This is a genomic window from Yimella sp. NH-Cas1, assembly GCF_022359705.1.
Classification (GTDB): domain Bacteria; phylum Actinomycetota; class Actinomycetes; order Actinomycetales; family Dermatophilaceae; genus Yimella; species Yimella lutea.
On sequence record NZ_JAKSGG010000003.1, the window covers coordinates 2,792,734 to 2,815,858 of the forward strand.

The 23,125-nt window shown below is 67.5% G+C and carries 21 protein-coding genes; 9 read left to right on the plus strand and 12 right to left on the minus strand.

Annotated features, from left to right (window positions below; all coding sequences use genetic code 11):
- Positions 1 to 105: 105 nt before the first annotated feature.
- A complete protein-coding gene (locus MF407_RS13805; protein WP_239702638.1) occupies positions 106 to 1,650 on the plus strand; it encodes an HNH endonuclease signature motif containing protein in 1,545 nt (514 codons plus the stop codon).
- Here the strand turns inward: MF407_RS13805 and pheA are convergent.
- Both pheA and MF407_RS13815 read right to left on the minus strand, forming a co-directional pair.
- Complete coding sequence (pheA, locus tag MF407_RS13810) at positions 1,647 to 2,585, minus strand: prephenate dehydratase (RefSeq protein ID WP_239702639.1); 939 nt, start codon at positions 2,583 to 2,585, stop codon at positions 1,647 to 1,649. The two genes, MF407_RS13805 and pheA, sit on opposite strands and share 4 nt — an antisense overlap.
- Positions 2,586 to 2,633: 48 nt before the next feature.
- Positions 2,634 to 3,119: a DUF4446 family protein gene (locus MF407_RS13815; RefSeq protein WP_239702640.1), complete on the minus strand. Its 486-nt coding sequence runs from the start codon at positions 3,117 to 3,119 to the stop codon at positions 2,634 to 2,636.
- 36 nt (positions 3,120 to 3,155) lie between these two features.
- On the opposite strand from MF407_RS13815, the gene MF407_RS13820 reads away from it, so the two are divergent.
- Positions 3,156 to 3,785 carry a TMEM165/GDT1 family protein gene (locus MF407_RS13820; RefSeq protein ID WP_129624422.1) on the plus strand — a complete coding sequence of 210 codons (630 nt, stop codon included), beginning with the start codon at positions 3,156 to 3,158 and terminating at the stop codon, positions 3,783 to 3,785.
- A gap of 2,081 nt (positions 3,786 to 5,866) precedes the next feature.
- Here the strand turns inward: MF407_RS13820 and MF407_RS15965 are convergent.
- Positions 5,867 to 7,132, minus strand: coding sequence for a glycosyltransferase 87 family protein (locus MF407_RS15965; protein WP_239702641.1), 1,266 nt, complete (start codon positions 7,130 to 7,132; stop codon positions 5,867 to 5,869).
- Positions 7,133 to 7,240: 108 nt separating this feature from the next.
- Between MF407_RS15965 and MF407_RS13830 the strand changes: the two genes are divergently transcribed.
- Positions 7,241 to 9,268 (plus strand): hypothetical protein, encoded by a 2,028-nt coding sequence (locus tag MF407_RS13830; RefSeq protein ID WP_239702642.1) that lies wholly within the window; start codon positions 7,241 to 7,243, stop codon positions 9,266 to 9,268.
- 63 nt (positions 9,269 to 9,331) lie between these two features.
- On the opposite strand, the gene MF407_RS13835 is transcribed toward MF407_RS13830, so the two are convergent.
- Positions 9,332 to 9,679 (minus strand): metalloregulator ArsR/SmtB family transcription factor, encoded by a 348-nt coding sequence (locus MF407_RS13835; protein ID WP_239702643.1) that lies wholly within the window; start codon positions 9,677 to 9,679, stop codon positions 9,332 to 9,334.
- A gap of 262 nt (positions 9,680 to 9,941) precedes the next feature.
- On the opposite strand from MF407_RS13835, the gene arsB reads away from it, so the two are divergent.
- From arsB to MF407_RS13860, 5 genes are all read left to right on the plus strand, one after another.
- A complete protein-coding gene (arsB, locus tag MF407_RS13840; protein WP_239702644.1) occupies positions 9,942 to 11,051 on the plus strand; it encodes an ACR3 family arsenite efflux transporter in 1,110 nt (369 codons plus the stop codon).
- Positions 11,044 to 11,466: an arsenite efflux transporter metallochaperone ArsD gene (gene arsD, locus MF407_RS13845; protein ID WP_129624427.1), complete on the plus strand. Its 423-nt coding sequence runs from the start codon at positions 11,044 to 11,046 to the stop codon at positions 11,464 to 11,466. The genes arsB and arsD overlap by 8 nt, the downstream gene beginning before the upstream one ends.
- A gap of 12 nt (positions 11,467 to 11,478) precedes the next feature.
- Positions 11,479 to 13,245 (plus strand): arsenical pump-driving ATPase, encoded by a 1,767-nt coding sequence (gene arsA / locus MF407_RS13850; protein WP_129624428.1) that lies wholly within the window; start codon positions 11,479 to 11,481, stop codon positions 13,243 to 13,245.
- A 443-nt stretch (positions 13,246 to 13,688) separates the two neighbouring features.
- Positions 13,689 to 14,114, plus strand: a complete 426-nt coding sequence (locus MF407_RS13855) for an arsenate reductase ArsC (protein ID WP_129624429.1) — start codon at positions 13,689 to 13,691, stop codon at positions 14,112 to 14,114.
- On the plus strand, positions 14,111 to 15,040 hold the full coding sequence (locus MF407_RS13860; RefSeq protein ID WP_239702645.1) for a cation diffusion facilitator family transporter: 930 nt from the start codon (positions 14,111 to 14,113) through the stop codon (positions 15,038 to 15,040). The genes MF407_RS13855 and MF407_RS13860 overlap by 4 nt, the downstream gene beginning before the upstream one ends.
- 17 nt (positions 15,041 to 15,057) lie before the next feature.
- On the opposite strand, the gene MF407_RS13865 is transcribed toward MF407_RS13860, so the two are convergent.
- The 5 genes from MF407_RS13865 to MF407_RS13885 form a co-directional block, all read right to left on the minus strand.
- Complete coding sequence (locus MF407_RS13865) at positions 15,058 to 16,500, minus strand: hypothetical protein (protein WP_239702646.1); 1,443 nt, start codon at positions 16,498 to 16,500, stop codon at positions 15,058 to 15,060.
- Positions 16,497 to 17,195, minus strand: a complete 699-nt coding sequence (locus tag MF407_RS13870) for a glycosyltransferase family 2 protein (protein WP_239702647.1) — start codon at positions 17,193 to 17,195, stop codon at positions 16,497 to 16,499. Before MF407_RS13870 ends, MF407_RS13865 begins: the two co-directional genes overlap by 4 nt.
- Complete coding sequence (locus tag MF407_RS13875; RefSeq protein ID WP_239702648.1) at positions 17,195 to 18,070, minus strand: DUF5926 family protein; 876 nt, start codon at positions 18,068 to 18,070, stop codon at positions 17,195 to 17,197. Before MF407_RS13875 ends, MF407_RS13870 begins: the two co-directional genes overlap by 1 nt.
- 147 nt (positions 18,071 to 18,217) lie before the next feature.
- The gene (locus MF407_RS13880; RefSeq protein ID WP_141927365.1) at positions 18,218 to 18,649 is read right to left on the minus strand and encodes an ATP-binding protein; all 432 of its coding nucleotides are present in this window, start codon (positions 18,647 to 18,649) and stop codon (positions 18,218 to 18,220) included.
- Positions 18,650 to 18,667: 18 nt separating this feature from the next.
- Positions 18,668 to 19,438 carry a glycerophosphodiester phosphodiesterase family protein gene (locus MF407_RS13885; RefSeq protein ID WP_239702649.1) on the minus strand — a complete coding sequence of 257 codons (771 nt, stop codon included), beginning with the start codon at positions 19,436 to 19,438 and terminating at the stop codon, positions 18,668 to 18,670.
- A gap of 147 nt (positions 19,439 to 19,585) precedes the next feature.
- Here MF407_RS13885 and MF407_RS13890 point away from each other — a divergent pair, with 147 nt between their 5' ends.
- A complete protein-coding gene (locus tag MF407_RS13890) occupies positions 19,586 to 20,572 on the plus strand; it encodes a 3-hydroxyisobutyryl-CoA hydrolase (protein WP_239702650.1) in 987 nt (328 codons plus the stop codon).
- Between the two features lie 20 nt (positions 20,573 to 20,592).
- On the opposite strand, the gene MF407_RS13895 is transcribed toward MF407_RS13890, so the two are convergent.
- The 3 genes from MF407_RS13895 to MF407_RS13905 all read right to left on the minus strand — a co-directional run bounded on the left by MF407_RS13895 (position 20,593) and on the right by MF407_RS13905 (position 23,096).
- Positions 20,593 to 21,090 (minus strand): metallophosphoesterase family protein, encoded by a 498-nt coding sequence (locus MF407_RS13895; protein WP_239702651.1) that lies wholly within the window; start codon positions 21,088 to 21,090, stop codon positions 20,593 to 20,595.
- Between the two features lie 3 nt (positions 21,091 to 21,093).
- Positions 21,094 to 21,381 carry a mycoredoxin gene (locus MF407_RS13900; RefSeq protein WP_239702652.1) on the minus strand — a complete coding sequence of 96 codons (288 nt, stop codon included), beginning with the start codon at positions 21,379 to 21,381 and terminating at the stop codon, positions 21,094 to 21,096.
- 257 nt (positions 21,382 to 21,638) lie between these two features.
- The gene (locus MF407_RS13905) at positions 21,639 to 23,096 is read right to left on the minus strand and encodes a UDP-N-acetylmuramoyl-L-alanyl-D-glutamate--2,6-diaminopimelate ligase (RefSeq protein WP_239702653.1); all 1,458 of its coding nucleotides are present in this window, start codon (positions 23,094 to 23,096) and stop codon (positions 21,639 to 21,641) included.
- Positions 23,097 to 23,125: the final 29 nt, after the last annotated feature.

Genomic DNA, 23,125 nt, shown 5'->3' on the forward strand with positions numbered 1-23,125 from the left:
CGCTGTCGACGAACGAAATTCGTAACCGAGCCTCTTCCATTCATCTTCGAACACATGTACGATGAATGCATCAGGTAGAGCACTTCTGGGGAGGGGTGACCGGGTATGGCCATCGACGACATTCCACTGCCGCACGACCCGCTGGCCCAGGGCCCGATCGCGTTCGGGATGCGCGAGGCTGCGCCCAGTCGCCCCGGTGAGGCAGCCGGCTGCGTCGACACCGTGGCCGGTGCGCTGCCGGCCGTGCGGCGCCTGGCCGACATCAGTACGAACCTCACCGACGCCGAACTCACGGCGGCCGCACGCTCCGCGCTCGCGCACATGCAACAGACCGAGGCGCTTGTGGTCGCCCTGACGACCGATGCGATCGATCGCGGCCTGGTGGCCTCTTCCACGGCAGCCGACGCAGCGCAATGGATCGGCCGCCTGTCCCGCGGCGAATCGATCACCGCCGTCATGGGTGAGGCGGGCACAGGCGCGGCCGGCCCTCTCGTCCCGATCGGTCAGGAGCCGAGCGCGGCGACGGACGCCGATCCGAAGGAACCCCTCCAGGTCGTCGCCGGACTGGAGCCCGGACACTGCTCGCGCCTGGCGAAGCTTGCCCAAGCCTGTCGTGCACCCAAGAACGCACTGGTGCTGGACGCGATCATCAGCGGACGCACCAACGCCGCCATCGCGGCGACCGCACTGCACGAGATCGGACCGGTCACCGCGATACTGCCGGGCGCCGATCGCGACGAGTTGTTGGGCGCGTTCCTCTGCCTGCCGCCCGGGTCCGGCGCGAAGGCAGTCCGTGAACTCACCCGCCGGATCGTCGCCCGCTTCGCTGACGACGACCAGCCTGATGCCAAGGAAGACGCTATGCAGCGGCACGAGTCGCTGTCGTGGTCCAACCTGCCGAACGGGTTGGTACGGCTCATCGCCGACCTCAGCCCCGACAACGCCGAGAAGGTGAAGCACGCGATCCAGGCGATGGCCGCCCCTTCGCCGGCCTCCGAGTGCTGCGACAACGTGCACCACAACCATCGGACGGACGAGGCCGACGGCGATGCTCACCACGACAGTTCGAAGAGCAAGGGCGAGCCCGATCTGCGCACCCCCGGGAAGCGCCGCGCCGATGCGTTCACCGAACTCATTCGTATTGCCGCGCAGGCGGTCGACAACGACGGTCAGACCAAGTCTGCCGGCACCGCGAGAATCGTGGTCACCATCAACTACGAACACCTCGCCGGAGTCCTGTCCGGCCTCGGTTACAGCCAAGGCGGAGTCGGGATGACGCCCGACACGGTCAGACAACTGGCCTGCGACGCCGAGATCATCCCGATGGTGCTCGGATCGAAGAGCCAACCGTTGAACGTCGGTCGAAAACGTCGACTGGTCGACAAGGAACTCCGCGCAGCAGTGATTCAACGAGATCGACACTGCACTCATCCGGGATGCACCAGACCGCCGGTCATGTGCGAGGTCCACCATGTGAAGTACTGGTGGCACGGCGGCGAGACCTCGCTGCTCAACTCGGCACTCATGTGCAGCACCCACCACCGCATCGTCCACCGCGACAACCTGACTGCGACCGTCACCGATGAAGGCGTGACCTGGCATCAGCCCGACGAAGGGGTGCAGCAATGGAGCACCGGGGCAGCGTCCTAACTGTCCACACGCAACATCTCGAACCACGTCTGCGATTCAACGAACGCCTCGTCCGTCGCCGTCGGCACCACAGTTGCCGGACGCCGGTCGGCCCGCGGGTAGGAACCGAAGAAGCGCACCTTCGCCGCCACGCGGTGCAGCGACTTCAAGGTCTCCGCCACGCGAGCATCGTCCAGGTGACCCTCGAAGTCGATCGAGAAGCAGTACGAGCCCATCGCCACACCGGTCGGACGCGACTCCAAACGGGTCATGTTGATCCCACGGGCGGCAAACTGCTCGAGCAACGCCAGCAGGCCACCGGCGTGGTCGTCGTGCTGGAAGAGCATCAGCGTCGTCTTGTCGGCCCCGGTCGAGGCCGGCAGCTTGCCCGGCCCCGACACCACGACGAAGCGGGTCACCGCGGACGCGTTGTCGCCGATTCCCTCGGCCAGCACCTCCAGCCCGAACGTCTCCGCAGCCATCCGGGCACAGACCGCAGCCTGATAGGGCACGTCATCGTCCGACGCGAGCGCCTCGGCCGCAGCTGCCGTGGAGAGGGTCGGAACGTACTGTGCCGCAGGGGTGTTGGTGCTCATCCACCCGCGCACCTGTGCCCAGGCGTGTGAGTGCGAACCCACCGCATCAATGGACTCCAGCGGCGTTCCGGGACGCCCTGCAAGGACGAACGTGATCGGTACGAGAACCTCGGCCCGGATGAACAGGTCCTCGCGGGCGTTGAGCGCGTCGAGCGTCGCCGAGACTCCGCCCTCGACCGAGTTCTCGATCGGGACGACACCGAAGTCGACCTCGCCCGACATCACGGCGTCCAGCACCGCGGGCACGGTCGAGAACGGCACCGAACGCTCCAACTCGGCTGCAGCGCCGTTGGATTCGAGGTACGAGGCAAGCGCGGCCTGCGTGAAGGTGCCGCGAGGTCCGAAGTATCCGTAGCTCATGTGATCCTCATCGGTGCGGGTGCCGTTGCAAGTCGCAAGAATCGGCGCTCAGGCATCGCGGTGGTCCGATCGCGCCGCAGCGAGGGCCTGGCGCTCTTCGGGTGACAGCGTGATCTCGCTGCGCCCGTCGATCACGCCCTTGGCGTAGGTGCGTGACTCACCGCGGGCATGGATCGAACTGATCACCAGACCATCCCCGGAGTCGTCCAGGATCGCGGCCGAGAACGACAGGCGTCCGCCCATGTCGCCGAACGCGTCGTAACGGACCACCGAGACGTGTCGCAGCCCGGCGGCGACGTGCTCGTGCACTCCATCCACGCGTCCTGCGAGTGCGGTGACCCGCTGGTCGAGTGCATTGATGCGGTCGTGCTCCGCCTTCACCACGGACGCAACGTCGTGACCGCGTTCGCTGGAGCCCCAGAGCACCTCGAAGTTGCGCTGCACCGCGCGCAGACTCAGGACGGCCACCGCAGCACCCGCCAATGCGAGCACCGCGACGACGAGGGCGAGCAGCGCCACAGCGGTGGAGGTCACCTGGGCAGGTTAGTCGGGCACTAAACTCGCGCGGACATGGATCTCGCACTCGCCTTCACCGTCTTCACGACGCTCTTCATCCTTGAACTCCCGGACAAGACGTTCATCGCCACCTTGGTGTTGTCGACGAAGTACCGGCCACTGCTGGTCTGGGTCGGCGTCGCATCCGCCTTCCTCGTGCAGACGGTCGTCGCGGTCGCGTTCGGTGGCCTGCTCGGACGGCTGCCCGAAACGCCGGTCAAGGCCGTCGTCATGGTGTTGTTCTTCGTTGCCGGTGTGCTGCTGCTCAAGGGCGCATCAAGGGCGGACGAGGAGGAGCACGAGGTCGAGGAGGAGTTCGGCGCCAAGGCGACGAAATCGGCCCAGGGCCTGAAGGTCATCTCGACCAGCTTCCTGGTGCTGTTCCTCGCCGAGTGGGGCGACCTGTCCCAGCTCGCCACCGCCGGGTTCGTGGCCCGCGGCGGCAACCCGTGGGCGGTCGGCGTCGGCGCCTTCCTTGCGCTGGCGCTGGTCTCCGGTCTGGCCGCGCTGCTCGGACGCACCTTGCTGCAGCGCATCCGGCTGGCCACGATCCGACGCATCGCCGGCTGCATCTGCCTGTTCTTCGCCGCCACGATGGCGCTGCAGCTGGCGGGGGTCGACCTGCCGCACTGGCTGCCCCTGTGAGCAACGCTGCCAGCTGCGGGTGAAGCGTTCGTCACGATCGAACCTGGGGCCGCCTTTCGTTTCGGTACGGCACAGGCGGGGCACCTAGGCTGACCTGATGCTGCGCCGCTGGATCCTCATCACCGCATTCACGGTGATGGCGTGCATCGCAGCGTCGGTCGCGTGGTCTGCTGTCCAGGCCCGACCAAAGGTCCAGCCGGTGAGCGACCAACCCGGTCCGCTCATCGTCATCTCGGCTCGCGGCCTGACGCTGACCGACGGTCCGGACGCACGTACGTCCGCCCTGTGGGACCTCGCCCGGGAGGGTGCGGTCGGCGCGATGACGACCCGCGGCATGTCCGATCACAGTTGCTCGCCGCACAGTTGGCTCAGCCTCTCCGCCGGGGTCCGCACCACCCTGTGGAAATCCGTGCGCGCGACCCCGCCCGGCGAACCCACCGAACCGTGCCCAGTGACGCCCGCACCCGAAACGTACCCGGATGGTTCGGCAAACTTCCCCGACTGGCCGTCCTGGCGACGGACCACGCTGGCGCGCCAGCAACCGGCTCCGATCGGTGCCGTCGGCAGCCTGTTCAGCCAGTCCACGTCCGGGCGGTGCATCGCTGCCGGCGGCCGGGACGCGGCCCTCGGCGCCGCCGACAGGAACGGCGTCGTCGGGCACTACTCCCCGGACCCTCGCGCGGTCGACATCAACCGATGCAACATCACCTTCATCAGCCTCGACCGTCCGGACGACACCTTCCTGCGGCGCATTCTCGACAGCGCTCCCCCGCGCTCGACGATTGTGGTCGGCTCCTTCGGGGACGACGCCGGCCCGGAGCGCCTGCACCCCGTGGTCGTGGTCGGCCCCGGCGTCCAGCACGGGCTGCTCACGTCGGCCTCGACCCGTCAGCGCGGCATCGTCCAGCTCACCGACCTGTCCGCATTCATCTTCTCCCGCGCAGGCGACAAGGCCCCGAACCTGCCCGAGGGACGCAACCTGCTGGTCCAGCCGTCCGGCAGTCCGACCGCTCCGGTGCTGCGTACGGCTGAACTCAGCCACGCGCTGCACGTCGAGCACGCGACGGTCCGGGACTTCGTCATCGGCTTCTACGTCGTGATCGTCGTGCTTCTCGCTGCCGGGTATGCAATGGTGCTGGCCGCCCGCGGCCGCGACAAGCTGCGCAGAGCAGCGCACCAGTTCGTCGCCTTCGTCGCGGCGACCGCCGTCGCAATGCCGGTGTCGACCTTCCTGGTCAACGCCTACCCGTGGTGGAGGCACGACCGGCCCAGACTTTTTCTCGTCGGCGGGGTCGTGCTCATCGCGGTCATACTGGCAGCGGTCGCTCTGCTGGGGCCGTGGCGGCGCTGGCTCGGTGGTTCGACGGCCGCGCTGTGTCTGATCACGGGAACGGTGATCGCCCTGGACGTCACCCACGGGGACGACCTGCAACTGCTGTCGATGTTCGGACTTCAACCGGTGTACGGCGGACGCTTCTTCGGCATGGGCAACGTGGGTTTCGCCTTCTTCGCGACCGCGGCCCTGTTGTTCGCCGCGATCGTCGCCAGCCCGCTCACCCGGCACGACGAGGGACGTCACGGACTGGCAGCGCTCACCGTGGCCCTGGTCGGCGTGGCGGCGATCGTCGTCGACGGTTACCCCGGGTGGGGCGCCGAAGCCGGCGGGCCGATCGCGATGCTCCCCGCGTTCGCGTACCTCACGATCAACGCCGCCGGGCTGCGCCTGACCTGGTTGCGCTTCCTGATCATCAGCGCGACCGCGGGATTGGTCGTCGCCGGCATGGCGGCCTTGGACTACCTGCGCGGCCCGGCCGAACGGACCCACCTGGGTGACTTCTTCGCCCAAGCCGTGATGAACGGCAACTTCTCCCGCGCCGAACGGGTGTGGCAGGCGAACTGGAACATGCTGACCGAGAGTCCGTTGTCGCTGCTCGTGCCGCTGATCCCGCTGCTGCTGAGCTACGTCCTGCTGCGCCCGCAGACCCCGTTGGGTGCACCACTGCGCCCGATCTTCGCGCACCTGCCGGTGCTGCAGAACGGAATGGCAGCCGTCACCGTGTGCTGGATCATCGGCTTCGCGGTCAACGACTCGGGGACGGGGATCCCTCCGGCCGGGCTGATGCTGCTGGCTCCGCTGGTCGTGATGCAACGGGCGCGGATCGCAGCCATTTCCCGATCAGCAGGAGAGCCCCGAACGCAGCGATGACGTAGCTGTTCGCCAACAGCTGCCAGAACGGGTTGAGCGACCAGTCGGTCGCGATGTCGCCCGGGGAGTTCATCGCCCAGAACGCCCACCACGGCCACTTGAACGTGTACGTCACGAACAGCAGCCCGATGATCGCCAGCCGCTTGCGGTCGCGTCCCGCGAGGCTGATCAGCACCGGGAAGACCACCAACAGCCAGTTGTGGTGGTGGATCCAGGACACCGGCGAGATGAGCACACCGACCAGGGCGACCGCGGCGACCGCAGCAAGAGTGTTGCGCTGGTCGTGGGCCTGCTTGGCGATCCGCATCCCGACGAACAGGACGGCCACCACGAGCACGATCCAGATCAAGGACCCGGCCAGGTTGTCGCCGCGCAGGCGGTAGATCATGCCGCGGATCGACTGGTTGGAGACACCGGCGTTGGAACCGAGCCGGTGAGGGTCGAGCAACGCGCCGAACCAGAAGTCGACCGAGGTCTGGAAGTCCACCGCCGCTGCCAGGAGCGTGAGCCCAGCCGCTGTGCCGGTCGCGGTCCAGAACGCGCGCCACTGACGGGTGATCGCGAGATGGACGATGAAGATCGCCGGGGTGAGCTTGATCGCGGCGGCGAACCCGGTCAACACACCGAACGGGATCCGACGCACCGGACGCCACCGGGTGAAGTCGGCCAGCACGAGCAGCAGCAGGAACGCACCGACCTGCGCGAATCGGAACCCGTCGGTGACCGGCAGCATGTGCTGGGCGACCGCGAGCGCCAGACCGAAGGTCAGCGGACGCCACCATTCTGGCTTGGTCCACCAGCGCCGTCCGACGATCCAGACGATCGCGACATTGGTCAGTGCCTGGAGCGCGTACCAGAGCACGCCGGCGACGTGGAACGGAATGAGTGCCAGCGGGACCGCGAGCATCGACGGGAACGGCGGGTAGGTGAACGGCAGCAGCTGCGGCGGCGGCGTGATCGACTCGTACACCGGCCGGCCGATCAGGTGGGAGATGCCGGCATTGCGGTAGACCTCCAGGTCCACCTGCCAGCGACCCGGCCGGGCATCGATCAGGTGCAGCCAGACGAGCGGTGCGAGTGAGGCCAGGATCAGGGCCGCTGCACCGACCCAGGCGAGTCGGCGGCGGGTCTGATCGGTCACCCGGACATTGTGCCTGTCCACCGGCAGCAGCCGAGTCCCGGGATCATACGGCGGTCGCAGCTCGGCACCGTCGAACTGCAGCACGGGTGGACGCCTACCCTTGAGCGCATGACCCGCCGGTACACCCTCGTCGTCCTGGCTGCTCTGGTCTCCTTCGCCGCTCTCCTGGGTTTCGTGAACCTGGTCGATCGCGCCCCCGACCGCACCGATCTGAAGGCCGACCGGTCGATCGTCGTGATCGCCGCACCCGGTCTTCGCTGGGCCGATGTCACCCGCGCCGCGTACCCGGATCTGCGGGAGACGCTCGACTACGGCGCGATCGGTTCGGTCACGCCTCGTGGCGGCAAGACGGGTACGTGTTCGACGGACGCCTGGCTCAGCGTCTCTGCAGGACGAGGTGTGTCGGTTCCTGCGCTCTGCACCGATCCGCCGAAGCCGGCGGTCTCCGGGAGCGGCGCCAGGTTCGCCGACCGGTCGTCGTGGAACACCGACGAGGCCGACCGGATCGGCCTGCTCGCCGACCGCTACCGCGCAGCCGGCAAGTGCGTCGCTGCCGTGGGCCAGGACGCGGCCCTGGGCGCCTTGGGCAGTGACGGCACGGTCGACTCGTTCACCCCCTCGGTGAAAGGCGCTCGCTACGACAAGTGCGCCCTCACCCTCGTCGACGCATCCGGTGGTTCGGCGCGCACCACGATGGCCCAGCTGAACGAGGCGTTCGCCGGCATCCCCGCGTCCGCGACGGTGATCGTCACCGGTCTCTCCGACGGACCCGGCCAGCAGGAGCCCGGCGACGCACGGCTTCGGATGCTGTTCGTGCTCGGCAACTCGGTGAAGCACGGCACGCTGTGGTCGGCGTCCGTGCGCCAGTCGGGCATCGTCCAGTTGCCCGACCTGACCGCGACATTCCTCGCGCCACTTGGTCCCGTGCCTTCGCAGGTGCAGGGATCACCGTTGCAACTGGCTCCCAATGAGACTCCGTCGTCCTCGCTGGTCAATCAGGCGCGGCAGGCCGACGACCAGTTGCGCGGCGTGTTCGACCTCAGCGTCCCGTTCTTCGCCGGCTGGGCGCTGCTCGGACTCATCCTCGGGATCCTGCTGTGGCGCAGCCGCACTCGTGTCGCCGGCTGGCTGCCACCAGTCGTCACCGTGTGGGCCGCCGTTCCGGCTGCCACCTTCCTCAGCGTCTTGGCACCATGGGCGGCCTGGCCCGCGGCGCCGGTCTGGCTGGTGGTCTTCACGCTGCTGTTCGCAGGCATCATCGTGTCGATCGCGTACGCCGGTCGGTGGCGCCGCACCCCGACCGGCCCGATCATCGCCGTCGCGATCGCCACCTGGGTGATCATCGGTGTGGACGTGATGCACGGTTCGAGGCTTCAGTTCGGATCGCTGCTCGGCCTGCAACCGATCAACGGCGGCCGCTTCTACGGCATGGGCAACGTGGGGTTCGGACTCTTCGCCACCAGCGCCCTGATCGCAGCCGGCCTCGGTGCCGGCGCGCTGATCGTCCGCGGTGAACGACGCCTCGCAGCGGTCACCATCGCCCTCGCCGGCCTGGCCACCGTGATCATCGACGGATGGCCCGGCTGGGGAGCGGACTTCGGCGGTCCGCCGGCCGTCGTGCTGGCCGCCGTGGTGCTGGCCCTGCTCGCGCTCGCCGCCCGGTTGCGTCTGCGTCTGGTGCTGTTCGCCGGGGTGGCCGCGCTGGCCGTGGCGGCAGTGCTCGCGTTCGCCGACTGGCTTCGTCCGGCCGAATCCCGCACCCACCTGGGCAAATTCGTGCAACAGGTGATCGACGGCGAGGGTCTCGGCGTCGTCGGTGACAAGCTCGGTGCGAACGTGCGGTTGGTGTTCGGGACGCCGTTCAGCCCGCTCGTGCCCATCGCCCTCGCCGTGCTGATCTGGATGATTGCCCGACCGACCTCACGTCCTGGCCGGGCGCTCGATGACGCGCTTGCCCGCGTCCGCTTCGGCCGCGAGACCTTGATCGGTCTGCTGGTGCTCTGGACCTTCGGGTTCGTGCTCAACGACTCCGGACTCGCTTTGCTGCTCAACGGAATCGGACTCGCCCTGGCGTTCGCTCTTGCACTCGCGGCTCAGACCCTTCGCCGCGAGCAGGACCCGACGATCCACATCTGATCCGCCCTCGGATATCGAGCTTGCTCGGGTCGCGTGGCGGGGCTGTCTTGGCCCCCGCGCCGGTCAGGCCCGAAGTCTCGCCAGTGTGCTCACCGCACGGTTGACCTCTTTGCCGAGTTCGGTCGGCCAGTAGTGCACCCATGTACCGCGGCGCTCGCAGTCGATGAGCCCGGCTTCGCGCAGTTTCTTCAGGTGGTGCGAGACCGTCGGCTGGGACACCCCGACGTCCTGGATGTCGCAGACGCACAGCGAATCGGTAACCGCGGCGATCCGGGAGAACAGACGAAGCCGCACCGGGTCGGCCACGGCCTTGAGCAGCACCGCAGCAGCCTCGGCATCCGGGACGCACAGTCCGGCCGGCTCACCAGGCGCACAGCAGTCGGTGGCGGGAGCAGGCGCGAGCTTCGTCATCCATCCATATTGACAAATATCGAAGCAATCCGCCAGGGTTGCTGTATCGACGTTCATCTAATCCGAGGAACAACTCATGGTCGACCGGTCCGACATCCGTGAACAGGTACGGCAGCGGTACGCCGACTCCGCTCGCTCCACCTCTGAGCGAGGCCGAGTACCGAGACGCGCTCGAAGCGAGCGGATGGACAGACGTGGGGATCTGCTACACCCACGAGGTGCACGAGTTCGCCAAGGGTGCGATCGTCCGGGCGGTACGCCCATGACCGACACGCGGACGCACACCGCGAAGTCCGAGCCATCGGTTGCCACCAAGCTCTCGACTCTCGATCGCTTCCTTCCGGTCTGGATCCTTGCCGCAATGGTCATCGGGCTACTGCTCGGCCGATTGGTGCCTGGCCTCGGATCCACACTCGGCGCCGTGGAGTTGGGCGGAGTCTCGCTTCCGATCGCCATTGGACTGCTGGTGATGATGTACCCGGTGCTTGCCAAGGTGCGCTACGACCGGCTCGACACCGTTTCCGGTGACCGGCGTTTGTTGGGCGCGAGCCTCGCGCTCAACTGGATCATCGGCCCGGCCCTGATGTTCGTCCTCGCGTGGATCTTCCTGCCCGATCTGCCGGAGTACCGCACCGGCCTGATCATTGTCGGCCTGGCCCGTTGCATCGCGATGGTGATCATCTGGAACGACCTTGCCTGCGGCGATCGGGAGGCCGCTGCCGTACTCGTCGCGATCAACTCGGTCTTCCAGGTCATCGCGTTCGCGGCTCTCGGGTGGTTCTACCTGTCTGTCCTGCCGGGCTGGCTCGGACTCGACCAGACCCAGCTCGACGTGTCCGCATGGCAGATTGCCAAGTCCGTTCTGATCTTCCTCGGCATCCCCTTGCTTGCCGGATACCTGAGCCGCAGGATCGGCGAGAAGCGTTGGGGCGCAGACGCGTACGAGCGTTCCTTCCTGCCGAAGATCGGCCCGTGGGCGCTGTACGGCCTGCTGTTCACCATCGTGATCCTGTTCGCGCTGCAGGGTGAACAGATCACCTCTCGCCCGATGGACGTTGCCCGGATCTCACTCCCGCTCCTGGCCTACTTCGTCGTCATGTGGGGAGGCGGTTACCTGCTCGGCCGAGCTCTCGACATGAGCTACGAGCGCACCACGACGCTCGCCTTCACCGCCGCCGGAAACAACTTCGAACTCGCGATTGCCGTCGCGATCGCGACCTTCGGAGTCACCTCCGGCCAAGCACTCGCCGGTGTGGTCGGTCCACTGATCGAAGTGCCCGTGCTCGTCGCTCTGGTCTACGTCGCCCTCGCCCTGCGTCCACGCTTCGACCGCTCTACCAGCACTGACAGTTCCAAGGAGAATCATGTCTGAGTCGCGTCCGTCCATCCTGGGCCCGGCCGTCCGCGTCTTCGAGCCTGCGCTGTGCTGCAACACCGGGGTCTGCGGGCCGGAACTGGACGAGGAGTTGGTGCGCTTCACCGCCGACCTCGATCACCTGCAGCATCAGGGTGCCGACATAGAGCGGCACAACCTCGGGAACGATCCATCGGCGTTTGCCGCGAACCAAGTCGTCGCCGACTTTCTGCGGGTCGCGGGTTCAGCCGGTCTGCCGTTGACGACGGTGGACGGAGTGACCGTCGTGACCGGGCGGTATCCGGACCGCGATGAACTCTCGCGTTTCACCGGTATCACTGCACCGGCCGGTCTTCCCGCCGGCGTTACCGATGTGGGCCTGTCCTCGACCGCGAAAGCCTGCGGTCCCGACGCCGAATCCGACTGCTGCTGAACGGAGTTCGATATGACCTTGACGTTTCTGGAAGGACTCCCCCGGTTCGTCTTCTTCACTGGCAAGGGCGGAGTCGGGAAGACCTCGCTGGCCTGCGCAACAGCAGTGAGCCTCGCGGAATCCGGCAAGCGCGTCCTTTTGCTGTCGACCGACCCGGCATCCAATGTCGGGCAGGTGTTCGACCTCACCGTCGGTGACCGAATCACGCCCGTACCCCAGGTACCCGGACTGGATACGCTCGAGATCGACCCGAACGAGGCCGCCGAGGCCTACCGGGAGAAGATCATCGCACCGGTCCGTGACCTGCTCCCCCAGGCCGAGCTCGACTCGATCACCGAACAGCTTTCGGGTTCGTGCACGACCGAGATCGCCTCTTTCAACGAGTTCACCAGCTTCCTGGCCGACGACGAACGCATCAGCGACTACGACCACGTCGTCTTCGACACCGCACCGACCGGACACACGATCCGACTGCTGCAACTGCCCGGTGAGTGGACCTCCTTCCTGGACGCCGGCAAGGCAGACGCCTCCTGCCTGGGCCCGATGGCCGGGCTCGACCGCACCCGCGCGGTCTACGCCGAAGCCGTCCGCCGCCTGGCCGACCCCGCCATCACCCGACTGGTGCTGGTCGCCCGAGCCCAGCAGGCGACCTTGCGCGAAGCAGCACGCACCAGCGAAGAACTCGCACAGATCGGCATCACCAGCCAACACCTCGTCGTCAATGCTGTTCTCCCCGCAGCCGCCACCGGTGACGACCTGGCCGACGCGGTCCACCGCCGAGAGACCGACGCCATCGAGAATTTGCCCGCCGCCCTGAAGCCTCTGCCGCTGACCACCGTTCCTTTACGGGCGCACACGGTCGTCGGCGTGGACGCCGTCCGAAACCTTCTTGCATCCGACATCGAGGTTCCCGACGGCGCCGAAAGCAGCGAGCAACTGGACCTGGGCCCGTTGGCCGGGCTCGTCGACGAACTCGCGACGTCCGATCACGGGCTGGTCATGTGCATGGGCAAGGGCGGAGTCGGCAAGACGACGGTGGCCGCTGCGATCGCCGTGGCGCTCGCCGACCGCGGGCACGCTGTTCACCTGACGACCACCGACCCGGCCGCACACCTGGACGAGGTGCTGGAACAGGAGGTGGTCGGCAACCTGACGGTGTCGCGCATCGATCCCCAGCTGGCCACGCAGGAGTACCGCGACAAGGTGATGGCGAGCAAGGGCAAGAACCTCGACGACGCCGGCCGGGCACGGCTGGCCGAAGACCTCTTGTCGCCGTGCACCGAAGAGGTCGCCGTCTTCGGGCAGTTCTCCCACATGGTCAACCGGGCCCGCCGTCACTTCGTCGTCATGGACACCGCGCCTACGGGGCACACGCTGCTGTTGATGGACGCGACCGGTTCGTATCACCGAGACATCGCCCGCAGCATGGGCGACTCCGGCACGTACACCACCCCGCTGATGCGACTGCGCGACCCCGACCTGACCAAGGTCGTGATCGTGACCCTGCCCGACACCACCCCGGTGTTGGAGGCGACCGAGTTGCAGAACGACCTGGAGCGTGCCGAGATCCACCCGTGGGCCTGGGTCGTGAACGGCTCGCTGGCCGCAGCGCACGCCACCTCGCCGTTCCTCGCCGCCCGCGCCGCCGCCGAGGAGCAACACCTGAACCAAATCAGCCGACGGGCCGACCGCACCGCGATGATCCCGATGCTCGCCGACGAGCCCCACGGCCCGCAGGCTCTCCGCCGACTCACCGAGTCGAGCCACCAACCCACCTAACCCATCACTCGCGCTGGAGCCCGCCATGCAACTCGATCGCGACACCGTCGTCCGCCAACTCATCGACGACATGAACCACTCCTACTCCGGGGTCTTCGACTCCGACAAGATCGAAGCCGCCGTCACCGACGTGGGGCCTGCTGGCTCCCCGCTCGACCGTGCACACCTACCTACCGGTGCTCGTTGCGCGCCAGGCGCGCGAACAACTCATGGCAACAGCGCAGGCCGAAGGCCGTGTCGCCAAGAAGGTGCCCGAACTGCTGTTCGTGTGCGTGCACAAACGCCGGTCGCTCCCAGATGGCGGCAGCCTTGGCCGAACACCTGTCCGGCGCATAATTCGAGGCGGTCCGCGAGATTCGCGACGACATCCAGGCGCGCGTCACTACGCTGCTGCGCGAGATCCTCTGGGCATTCACCGATCTGCCCACCCGGAAGGAACACGAATGTCCGAACACACTGACCGTCCGTCCGTCCTGTTCGTCTGCGTGCACAACGCCGGACGCTCTCAGATGGGCGCGGCCTACACCCACCACCTGTCCGCAGGAGCCGTCGAGGTCAGGTCCGCCGGCTCAGCTCCGGCCGACTCGATCAACCCTGCGGTGCGCGAGGCGATGCTGGAGGAGGGCATCGACATCTCGGCCGAGAAGCCGAAGGTCCTGACCACCGAAGCGGTGCAGGCCTCGGACGTCGTCATCACGATGGGCTGCGGAGACACCTGCCCGTTCTTTCCCGGTAAGCGCTACCTCGACTGGACGCTCGACGACCCGGCGGGTCAGGGCGTCGAGTCGGTTCGCCCGATCCGCGACGAGATCAAGGAACGGGTGCGGACGCTGCTGCGCGAATTGGGTGTCGAGCCGGTCGAACGGTGAGCGGCGCGCAGGGACACGGGCACGGCCACGACCACGCGTCCGGGTTGGTCGATCACCGCAGACGGTTGGCGGCCGTGCTTGCCATCACCGTCACCGTCCTGGTCGTTGAAGTCGTGGGCGCGATCGCGTCCGGCAGCCTGGCGTTGCTGGCCGACGCCGGCCACATGCTCACCGACGTCGCCGGCCTGACGATGGCGATGGTCGCCGCCACGCTCGCGCGTCGGCCGGCAACACCGTTCCGCACGTGGGGATTCCTGCGCGCGGAGATCGTCGGGGCGGCTGCGCAGGCAATGCTCCTGCTCGCCGTCGGGGTGTTCATCCTGGTCGAGAGTGTCCAGCGACTGCTCGAGCCGCCCGAGATCACTTCAACCGTCATGGTCGTCTTCGGAATCGTCGGTCTGGTGGGCAACGCCATCGGGATGGCCGTGCTGGCCGGTTCGCGATCAGCCGACCTCAACATGCGAGCGGCGTTCCTCGAGGTCGCCAACGATGCCCTCGGTTCGGTCGCGGTGATCGTTGCCGCTGTGGTGATCGCGACCACCGGCTTCACCCGGGCGGACGCGTTCGCCTCGTTGGTCATCGTCGCCTTGATCGTGCCGCGCACCGTCCGCCTGCTCCGCGAAGCGGTGCACGTGTTGATGGAGTCGACGCCTCCGGGTCTCGATCTCGTGGCCGTCCGGAAAAGCATCCTGGCCCTTCCCCACGTGCGTGACGTGCACGATCTGCACGCGACGCAGGTTGCGACCGGAATGCCCGTGTTGACCGCACACCTGGTCGTCGACGACACCTGCTTCCGCGATTCGCACACGCTGCAGTTGCTCGACGCCGTCCAGCGAAGGCTCCGGGACGACTTCGCGATCGAGCACTCGACCATCCAGTTCGAGGGACCCGCGCACGGCGGTCACGAGTACCCGACCCACGCCTGACCGGCGCGGTTTCTGCGCTACGTGTGGTCGGTTGCTTTCGTTGAGCGCCACGCGAGAGCGGCGAGCGCCAGCAGCGAGGCCCAGCACACGTACGGCGTGACATTGGTGCGGAACCCGAGCGTCCATTCCTGCACGGACGGCGCGACCCCGGTGGCGCGGCCGGGCACGTACGCCAGCGTCATGAACAGGTGGCGCACCAGCAGGATCGCGTCCCACACGAACGGGATCACCAGCGGCAGCAACATCCAGGTGACTGCGTCGTACCAGGGCAGTGTGTACGGCGCGAGCAGCACGTAAGCGGTCATCAGCACGAACGTCCCCAGGACGGCGTCGCGGGTGCGGTCGTCGTGGATCGAGTCTCCGAGTCCGAGTCGGCACGCCAGCCGATAGCCGAACCAGGCGAACGCGATCATGCCGGCGGCGGACAGACCGAAAACGACTGCGGTGACGGCCCATTCGGGCATGAAATGGCGAAGCCCCCGGATAACCGGCGACCACGGGGACGCGTACGAGAACGAACCGCCGGCCGCCTTCAGCTGGCGCAGCACGTTGGGCCCGGCGATCAGATACGCAGGTACGACGACCAATGCGAAACCGCCGAACAGTCGCAGCACGGAAGACTTCAGTCGCTCGCGGTCGAGCGTCCGCCAGGCCCACAGGATCGCCACCAGGACGACGCCGTAGGTCACCTTCGTCGCGAAGGCTGAACCGACGAAGATCCCTGCCGCCACAGGGTTCTTGTGCATCGCCCAGAGCGCGCCGAGCACGAACACTCCGGCGATGAGGTCGACATGGGCGCCTAGCACCAGGACGCTGAACACCAGTGGGTTGAAGGTCCAGAGCACGTCCACGCGGCGTCGGGAGACATCGTCGGCGGCCATGCGCAGCAACAGGATTCGCACGGCGACCCAGGCGAAGACGACGAACCACTGCCAGATCCAGACGGTGTCGCGCAGGTTCGTCCCGCCGACCGCGGACGAGACCGCCTGCAGCGCGCTCGAGATAGGCCCGTAGATGCTGGGGGTGTCCTGCCACGGCGCCTGCACGGCACTGGCCACCGGGTCGAGGCCCTGATGCCACTTGATCGGTGACTCGACGTACGGGTCGTCACCACTGACGGCGATGCGACCGTAGGCGGCGTAGTTGATGTGGTCAGCCGAACCGAACGGTCCGGTCAGCAGCGCTCCCGCGCCGAGCAGCGCGACGGCCCACCACCGGGCCGGACGCGGAGGCATCCGCAACAGGCCGAGCAGAACGCCGATGGTTCCGGCGATGCAGGCGACGAACAGGATCGTCGTGACGACGGCGGCACTGGGATACCAGGGAACGAAAGGGCCGGGCGCGAACTCGCCCGGTCCGAGAGGAGGTTTGGCTGCGGAGGTGCGGCCGGCGCCGACCAACAGAACAAGGCCGAACGCAAGCAGCAGCAACGGGATTCGTGATTGCCGAAGCAGCCTCACCGTTTGGCCCGCCGTTGGCGAAGCGCGATCCAGACGTCCTTGAACTGATTCGCACGATGCAACCGCGCGCCCAGATCGGTGCCGGTGACCCGGTGGTGCAGGGCGACCGGCACCTCTTGCACGCGCAGACCGGCCCGCAGGACATCGATCGTCATCCCGACCTCGACACCCCAGCCGGTGGCGAACGGCAGAGCTTCGTCGAGGGCCTCCCGGTTCAGACAGCGCTGTCCGGAGAGCGGCTGCTCGAAACGTCGCCCGGTGGCCTCCTGGATGCCATCACGAGCCAGTCGGACGACGCGTCCGGTGCCACCACCGGAGGTCTTCTGCGCAGGCAACGTGGCGATGGTCATGTCAGCCTCCTCCGCAAGGATCGGCCCAATGAGCGGGGTGATCTCGTGAGCGGAGTCCTCCAGATCGGCGTCGACGAACAGCACGGGGCTCCTGCCGTAACCGAGCTGCTCGGCGTAGACGACACCGCTGTCCATCGCGGTCGCCTTGCCGAGCGTGCGCGGGTGCCGCAACACGTAAGCGCCTGCGTCCGCTGCCAATTGGTGTGTTCCGTCGCCGGACCCGTCGTCGACGACGATGACGCTCAGCACCTCGGGCAGGCTCAACACCGCCTGCACCGTGGCTTCGATCCTTGCCGCTTCGTCCTTGGCCGGGACGATCGCGATGACCCCTTGCCGGACCGGCATCAGCGCAGCGTGATCTGGCGACTCACGACGCCGTTACGGGCGCGACGCTCCTGCGGCGTGAGCGCGGCGTCGTTCTTCACAGCCTTGTCGAAACGGGCGGCGAGCGCCTTCATCTCGGCGTCGTGCGCGGACGCTTCCACGGACGCGTCCACCTCCCACACCGGGACGAGCAGGCCGTACGCACGGAATGCACCGAGCAGACGTCCCTCGCCGAGGCCGCTCTCACCGGCAGCGTGCAGACGCGCGAGGGCATCCGTCGCCTTGTCCTCGTCGACCTCGAGGATCCAACGCACATAGGTGCGCTGACCGATCTGACACCAGTACGCGGACGGGACGTCCTTCATCCGAACCGTCGGCGACACGGACTCGTTCGCACGGTCCATCGACGCACGACCGGCCTCGTCGAGGTCCTGGCCCTCGACCCAGAAGTCGAACCCGTCGTGCACGGTGACCTCGAGGTCGTCGCTCTTGACGAAGTCCTGCATCCGGGGGCTGTCGGCGGTGGTGCGCGGAGCGTCCTCGAGCGGCATGCCGGCCTCGAGTTCGATTGCGGCGCGGACGACTTCGGCCAGGTCGCGGCTGGCATCACCGGAGCCGGTGAGCGACTGCAGGGCGACGAAGATCTCGCCGGTGTCGCGCTTCATCGCCGGCCAACCCATCGGCAGGACGGTGGCGAGCGTGATGTCGTGGCTGGTGCCGTCGACCTCGACGGTCACCGGGGCGGACGCGGCCGGCACGATCTCGCGCATGGCGACCCACTGGGCCTGGTTCGGCAGGCCTTCGAAGGGTCGGGCGACGTACGGTGCCGGTTGTACTTTCGCCGGCTTGATGCCGGCGGCCTTGTTCTGTGCTTTACGTCGCGAAGCCTTGCCCATGGTGGGTCAGCGTACCTACCCGTGGCACCGAATCGGTCCCGGGCTCAATGCGCTCCTCGCGTCACCTTGGTTTCGGCGCCTACGCCTTCCTTCGTCAGGCGTAGGGCTCAACCAGCGCAGGTGGGTGGCCCGCAGGTGAGCTACCGGTCAGACCCGGCGACGACTCGGGCCACCCATGGCAGCCCAGACGGTGGTGCGGCTGTCCTCGTCCGCGACGCCCCACTCGTGGGCGAGGGAACGCACGATGCGCAGGCCGCGGCCGCTGTTGGCCCAGGGGGTCTGGGGCTTGGGCTGGGGCGAACGCTCACCACCGCCGTCGCTGACCTCGATCTCGATGCGCGGCGGCCGCACCTTCCAGTGCACTCGGATGGTGCCGTCGGGCAGCGGGCGGCCGTGCAGCAACGCGTTGGCGACGAGTTCGGAGACGACGGTCTCGGTCTCCTCGATGACCTCGATGGGTACGAGTGAACCGGCGAGGTCCTCGGTGAACACACGCCGCACCTCCGGCACGGAGTCGCTGGTGAAGGCAAGGCGCACGGTGCGCACCCAGGAGTCGTTGGTCGAGCCGTCTTCGGTCATGCGCGCAAGTTTGTCATCTCAGGAGTAGGCGCGCTCGACAGCCTCTCGAACTGCAGCGGGTCGGTTGGTGATGATCGCGTCGACGCCGAGGTCGAGGCACAACTGGATGTCCTCGGGCGAGTCGACGGTCCAGGCGTGCACGTGGTTGCCGACCGCGTGATGGCGGGCCACGAACTTGCGGTCCCGGCGCAGCAACCCGATACCGGGACCGGCGATCGAGGCATTCGGACCGACGCAGGTGCGGTAGCGAAGCAGTTGCACGGTCTCGACCAACTGCACCCGCTCGAGTTCTGGCGCCAACCGTACGAAGCGCGCGACTGCCCGGGACGAGAACGACATGAGTCGCACCTGCAGATCGGCAGTCGCCGTATCGAGCAGTCCGTACTCCTCCAGCACCTCGGCGAGCACTTCCTCGATGCGAGCCGGTTGCCAGAACGGGTGCTTGGTCTCGATCACCAGTTGCAGCTTGCGCGGCCCGTCGAGCAGCGTCTCGATCAGTTCCCGGAGGGTGAGCAGCGAGCCGGTGTGACCCTCGCCCTTCCAGGAGCCCCACTCGAACTCCTGCAACTGTTCCAGCGTCAACTGGGAGACGACGCCGGTGCCGCTGCTGGTGCGGTGGAGTGTGCGGTCGTGGACGCACACGAGCTGCTCGTCGGACGTCAGCCGGACGTCGCACTCGACGCCGTCCGCGCCGTCCTCGAAGGCTTGTTCGTACGCCCTCAGTGTGTGCTCGGGGTGAGCCTCGCTCGATCCGCGATGGGCAATCACCAGGGGCGGTGTCTCACGCACGACTGCAATCCTGCCGCACTCAACAGCCACCCCGCACCAAGGCGCGACCGTCGCGCCTTACGCCGTGGTACGGACTCGTGCCCGGGCGTAAGGCGTGATCGTCGCTCCTTACGCCTAGCGGACGCGTCCGTCTGAGAAGGTGGCGTTATGACTGACGTGGAGTTCCAGGTGGAGGGGCGTCTCGGCCGCATCGTGCTCGACCGGCCGAAGGCACTCAACGCACTGACGTTGCCCATGGTCGAGGCCGTCGATGCGCAACTGCAGCAGTGGGAGCGCGACGAAGCGATCAGCTCGCTCACGATCGAGGGCGCCGGCGAGCGTGGGCTGTGCGCAGGCGGCGATGTCGTCGCAGTGCGCACGGAGATCCTCGACGGCCAGGACGGTCAGCACTTCTTCGGGGCCGAGTACGCGATGAACGCCCGCCTGGCCGCCTACCCCAAACCGATCGTGGTCTTCCAGGACGGGTTCGTGCTCGGTGGCGGCGTGGGGGTGTCGGCACATTGCTCGTTGCGGCTGGCGACCGAACGCACCAAGGTCGCGATGCCGGAAACGATCATCGGCTTCTTCCCGGACGTGGGCGCGATGCACCTGCTCGCCTCGGCGCCCGGCGAGATCGGCACCCACCTGGCACTGACCGGGCAGATGATCTCCGGTGCGGACGCGGTTTACGCCGGACTCTCGGACGCCGTCATCGACTCGGCGTCGTGGCCGGCCGTCGTCTCCTCGCTCGCCGACGGACGCGCACCTGACTATGAGGCTCAGCACGTGCGCAGCGAACTTGCTGGACAACAGGATTGGATCGACGAGTGTTACGCGGGGGATGACGCGTTCGTCATTCTGGAACGCCTTCGCACCTCGTCCGTCGAGCAGGCCCGGGTGGCCGCCGAACTGATTGCGCAGCGTTCGCCCTGGTCGGTCTCGGTCACGCTCGCGGCTCTGCGCCGGGCGGCCTCGATGGAAACGGTCGACGAGGTGCTGGCCCAGGACCTGCGACTGGCCCGCGTCGTGTCACACCACGCCGACTTCGCCGAGGGCGTGCGTGCGCAGTTGGTCGACAAGGACCGTGCCCCGAAGTGGACGCACGCCTCGCTCGACGACGTTCCGAAGGACGAGGTCGACGCAGCGTTCGACTGAGGCCGATGCCCCGGTGCAGTTCAGAGGGTGATCAGGTCGTGGCGCACCAGTGCGCCGGCCTCGATCTCCAGCATCCCTGCAGTCGGACGCGGCTGCCGGCGTTTGTCGGTCGGCGATCCGGGATTGAACAGATGGCACCCGTCGTCGACCACGTCCATCGGGATGTGCGAATGCCCGTAGACGACCAGCTCCGCGTCCGGGAAACGACGCCGCATCCGGCGGCCACGACCCTGGCGCGCACCGGAGTTATGGATCATCGCCACCCGCAGACCGTCGATCTCCCACTCCAGCGTCTCTGGCACCCCGTCGTTCCACGCCGCCACGTCCGGCCCGTCGTTGTTGCCGAGTACCACTCGCACCGGCGCGTAAGCGGCCAGTTCGTCGAGCACCGACGGGACGCACACGTCACCGGCATGCAGGATCAGGTCGGCCTGCTCGAGCAGCGGAACGAGCGCCGGCGGCACCGTCTTCCAGAAGCGAGGCGCATGCGTGTCGGCCAGCACCAGGACTCTCGTCACGACTCAGTTTCCGTCGAGGCGTGAACGCACCTGTGCCGGCGAGGGATTGGTCTCGCAGTCCCCGTCCGGGAAGACCACGGTCGGCACAGTGCGGTTGCCGTGGTTGATCACCTCGACGAGTTCGGCCGCGGCGGGTGAGCGCTCGATGTCGATCTCGGTGTAACCGATGCCCTCGCGGTCGAGGCCGGCCTTCAACCGGCGGCAGTAGCCACACCACCCAGTGGAGAACAGCGTGACGGTGCCCGCGGCCGGCAACTCGACGCCGCGGGGAAGGATCTGGCTCACGTTCATGACCACACCAACACCACAGCGTTGATCGGGATTCCACCGTGCGCCGCCCGCTGCCCTCCGCTGTGCCGGAACACCGACGAATGCGAGCGGTTTCGGCGCCTACGCATTCGTTCCTCATGCGTAGGGCTCAACCAGCGAGAGGGTATGGGCTCGACCGGCGGCAGGACGCTGACCCACACAACTCCCGTTGGTTGAGCCACGCCGATGAGGAACGAATCAGCGTGCGCCGAAACCGCCCGCACCAACGAAGCACCCGATCAACGGTCGGAGAGCAGCTCGGTGACGACGGTCGGGTCGTGGAAGTCGATGTCACCTATGGGCAGGTGCTGGACGCGTTCGTGACCCTTGCCGGCGACGACCACGACATCGCCCGGACGCGCCTCGTCAAGGGCTTGACGGATAGCTTCGCGGCGTTCGAGCACGACCGCCGTGTTCGAACTGTCGGCACCGCTCATCACCTCGTCGGCGATGGCCTGCGGGTCCTCGGAGTACGCGTCGTCGGTGGTGATGATGTTGATGTCGCCCAGTCGGGAGGCCACCGTCCCCATCGGTGCACGCTTGGCCGGATCCCGTTCTCCCGCAGCGCCGTACACCACGATCAACCGGGCATCATCACCTCGCGTCGAGGTCACCTCACGGGCCACCTCGAGCAGGGCGCGGAGTGCATCGTCGGTGTGGGCGTAGTCGACGATCACCTCGAACCCGCGATCCGCAGCGGCCGGGACCCGCTCGAACCGGCCGGGCACCTGCGGGATGGTCTGCGCCGCCGCGACGAGCGTGTCGGCGTCCATGCCCATCTCCAGCAGCAACGCCGACGCGCCCGCGACATTGTGCACGTTGTAGTCACCCAGTAGCGGAGTACGGAACGAGAGTGACTGCCCGGCGGGGGTTTTCAGCGTGAACGCCGTCCCGGCCCCCTCAAGCCGCACGTCCGAAATGCGGTAATCGGCGTCCGCGGAAGCGCCGTACGTGAGCGTGCCGTCTACCTCGCCCGCGATGCGGCGACCGTACTCGTCGTCGGCATTGACCAGCTTGGGTCCGTCGGTGCGCTCGAACAGCCTGCGCTTGGTGCGGTAGTAGTCCTCCATATCGGGATGAAAGTCGAGGTGATCCCGCGTGAGATTGGTGAAAAGGGCTGCCGCGTAACGGGTGCCGAGCACTCGGTGCAGCGCGAGACCGTGCGAACTGGTCTCCAGCACGACATGCTTCGCACCGCCGTCGAGCATGCGACGCAGGTTGCCCTGGACGACAGGTGCCTCGCCCGTCGTCCGCACCGCCGGTTCGCGGTGTCTGCCGACCACGATCTCGGCAGTGGTGAGCAGGCCAGTCGCGTCCTCGCCGTACGCGGCCGACAGAATCCCGTGCAGCACATACGAACTCGTCGTCTTGCCGTTCGTTCCGGTGACGCCGTAGACGGTCAGTTCATGTGACGGATCCCCGGCGAACGCACACGCCAACTGTGCCAGGGCCACCCGGGCGTCCGGCACAACAGCCGTCGGCACGCCGTCGATCGGTTCCTGCGCCACGACCAGTCGTGCGCCGCGGGAGATCGCGTCCGGCGCGTACTTGGCACCGTCGCTGGTGAACCCCTTGATCGCGACGAAAACCCCGCCGGGCTGCACCTGGTTCGATGCATTGGTCACGGCAGTGAAGTCGCCCTCGACCGGCACCTCGGTGCTCAGAACGGTTGCAATTGCAGCGGAGTTCAGCCTCACCCGACGAGCCTAGCAACGGGCGCCCGACC

What these genes read in the sequence shown, in the direction of transcription:
- MF407_RS13805 (WP_239702638.1), top strand. Translation starts at nt 106, where the DNA reads ATGGCCATCGACGACATTCCACTGCCGCACGACCCGCTGGCCCAGGGC.
- pheA (WP_239702639.1), bottom strand. Translation starts at nt 2,585, where the DNA reads ATGAGCTACGGATACTTCGGACCTCGCGGCACCTTCACGCAGGCCGCG.
- MF407_RS13820 (WP_129624422.1), top strand. Translation starts at nt 3,156, where the DNA reads ATGGATCTCGCACTCGCCTTCACCGTCTTCACGACGCTCTTCATCCTT.
- MF407_RS13830 (WP_239702642.1), top strand. Translation starts at nt 7,241, where the DNA reads ATGACCCGCCGGTACACCCTCGTCGTCCTGGCTGCTCTGGTCTCCTTC.
- MF407_RS13835 (WP_239702643.1), bottom strand. Translation starts at nt 9,679, where the DNA reads ATGACGAAGCTCGCGCCTGCTCCCGCCACCGACTGCTGTGCGCCTGGT.
- arsB (WP_239702644.1), top strand. Translation starts at nt 9,942, where the DNA reads ATGACCGACACGCGGACGCACACCGCGAAGTCCGAGCCATCGGTTGCC.
- arsD (WP_129624427.1), top strand. Translation starts at nt 11,044, where the DNA reads ATGTCTGAGTCGCGTCCGTCCATCCTGGGCCCGGCCGTCCGCGTCTTC.
- arsA (WP_129624428.1), top strand. Translation starts at nt 11,479, where the DNA reads ATGACCTTGACGTTTCTGGAAGGACTCCCCCGGTTCGTCTTCTTCACT.
- MF407_RS13855 (WP_129624429.1), top strand. Translation starts at nt 13,689, where the DNA reads ATGTCCGAACACACTGACCGTCCGTCCGTCCTGTTCGTCTGCGTGCAC.
- MF407_RS13870 (WP_239702647.1), bottom strand. Translation starts at nt 17,195, where the DNA reads ATGCCGGTCCGGCAAGGGGTCATCGCGATCGTCCCGGCCAAGGACGAA.
- MF407_RS13875 (WP_239702648.1), bottom strand. Translation starts at nt 18,070, where the DNA reads ATGGGCAAGGCTTCGCGACGTAAAGCACAGAACAAGGCCGCCGGCATC.
- MF407_RS13880 (WP_141927365.1), bottom strand. Translation starts at nt 18,649, where the DNA reads ATGACCGAAGACGGCTCGACCAACGACTCCTGGGTGCGCACCGTGCGC.
- MF407_RS13890 (WP_239702650.1), top strand. Translation starts at nt 19,586, where the DNA reads ATGACTGACGTGGAGTTCCAGGTGGAGGGGCGTCTCGGCCGCATCGTG.
- MF407_RS13900 (WP_239702652.1), bottom strand. Translation starts at nt 21,381, where the DNA reads ATGAACGTGAGCCAGATCCTTCCCCGCGGCGTCGAGTTGCCGGCCGCG.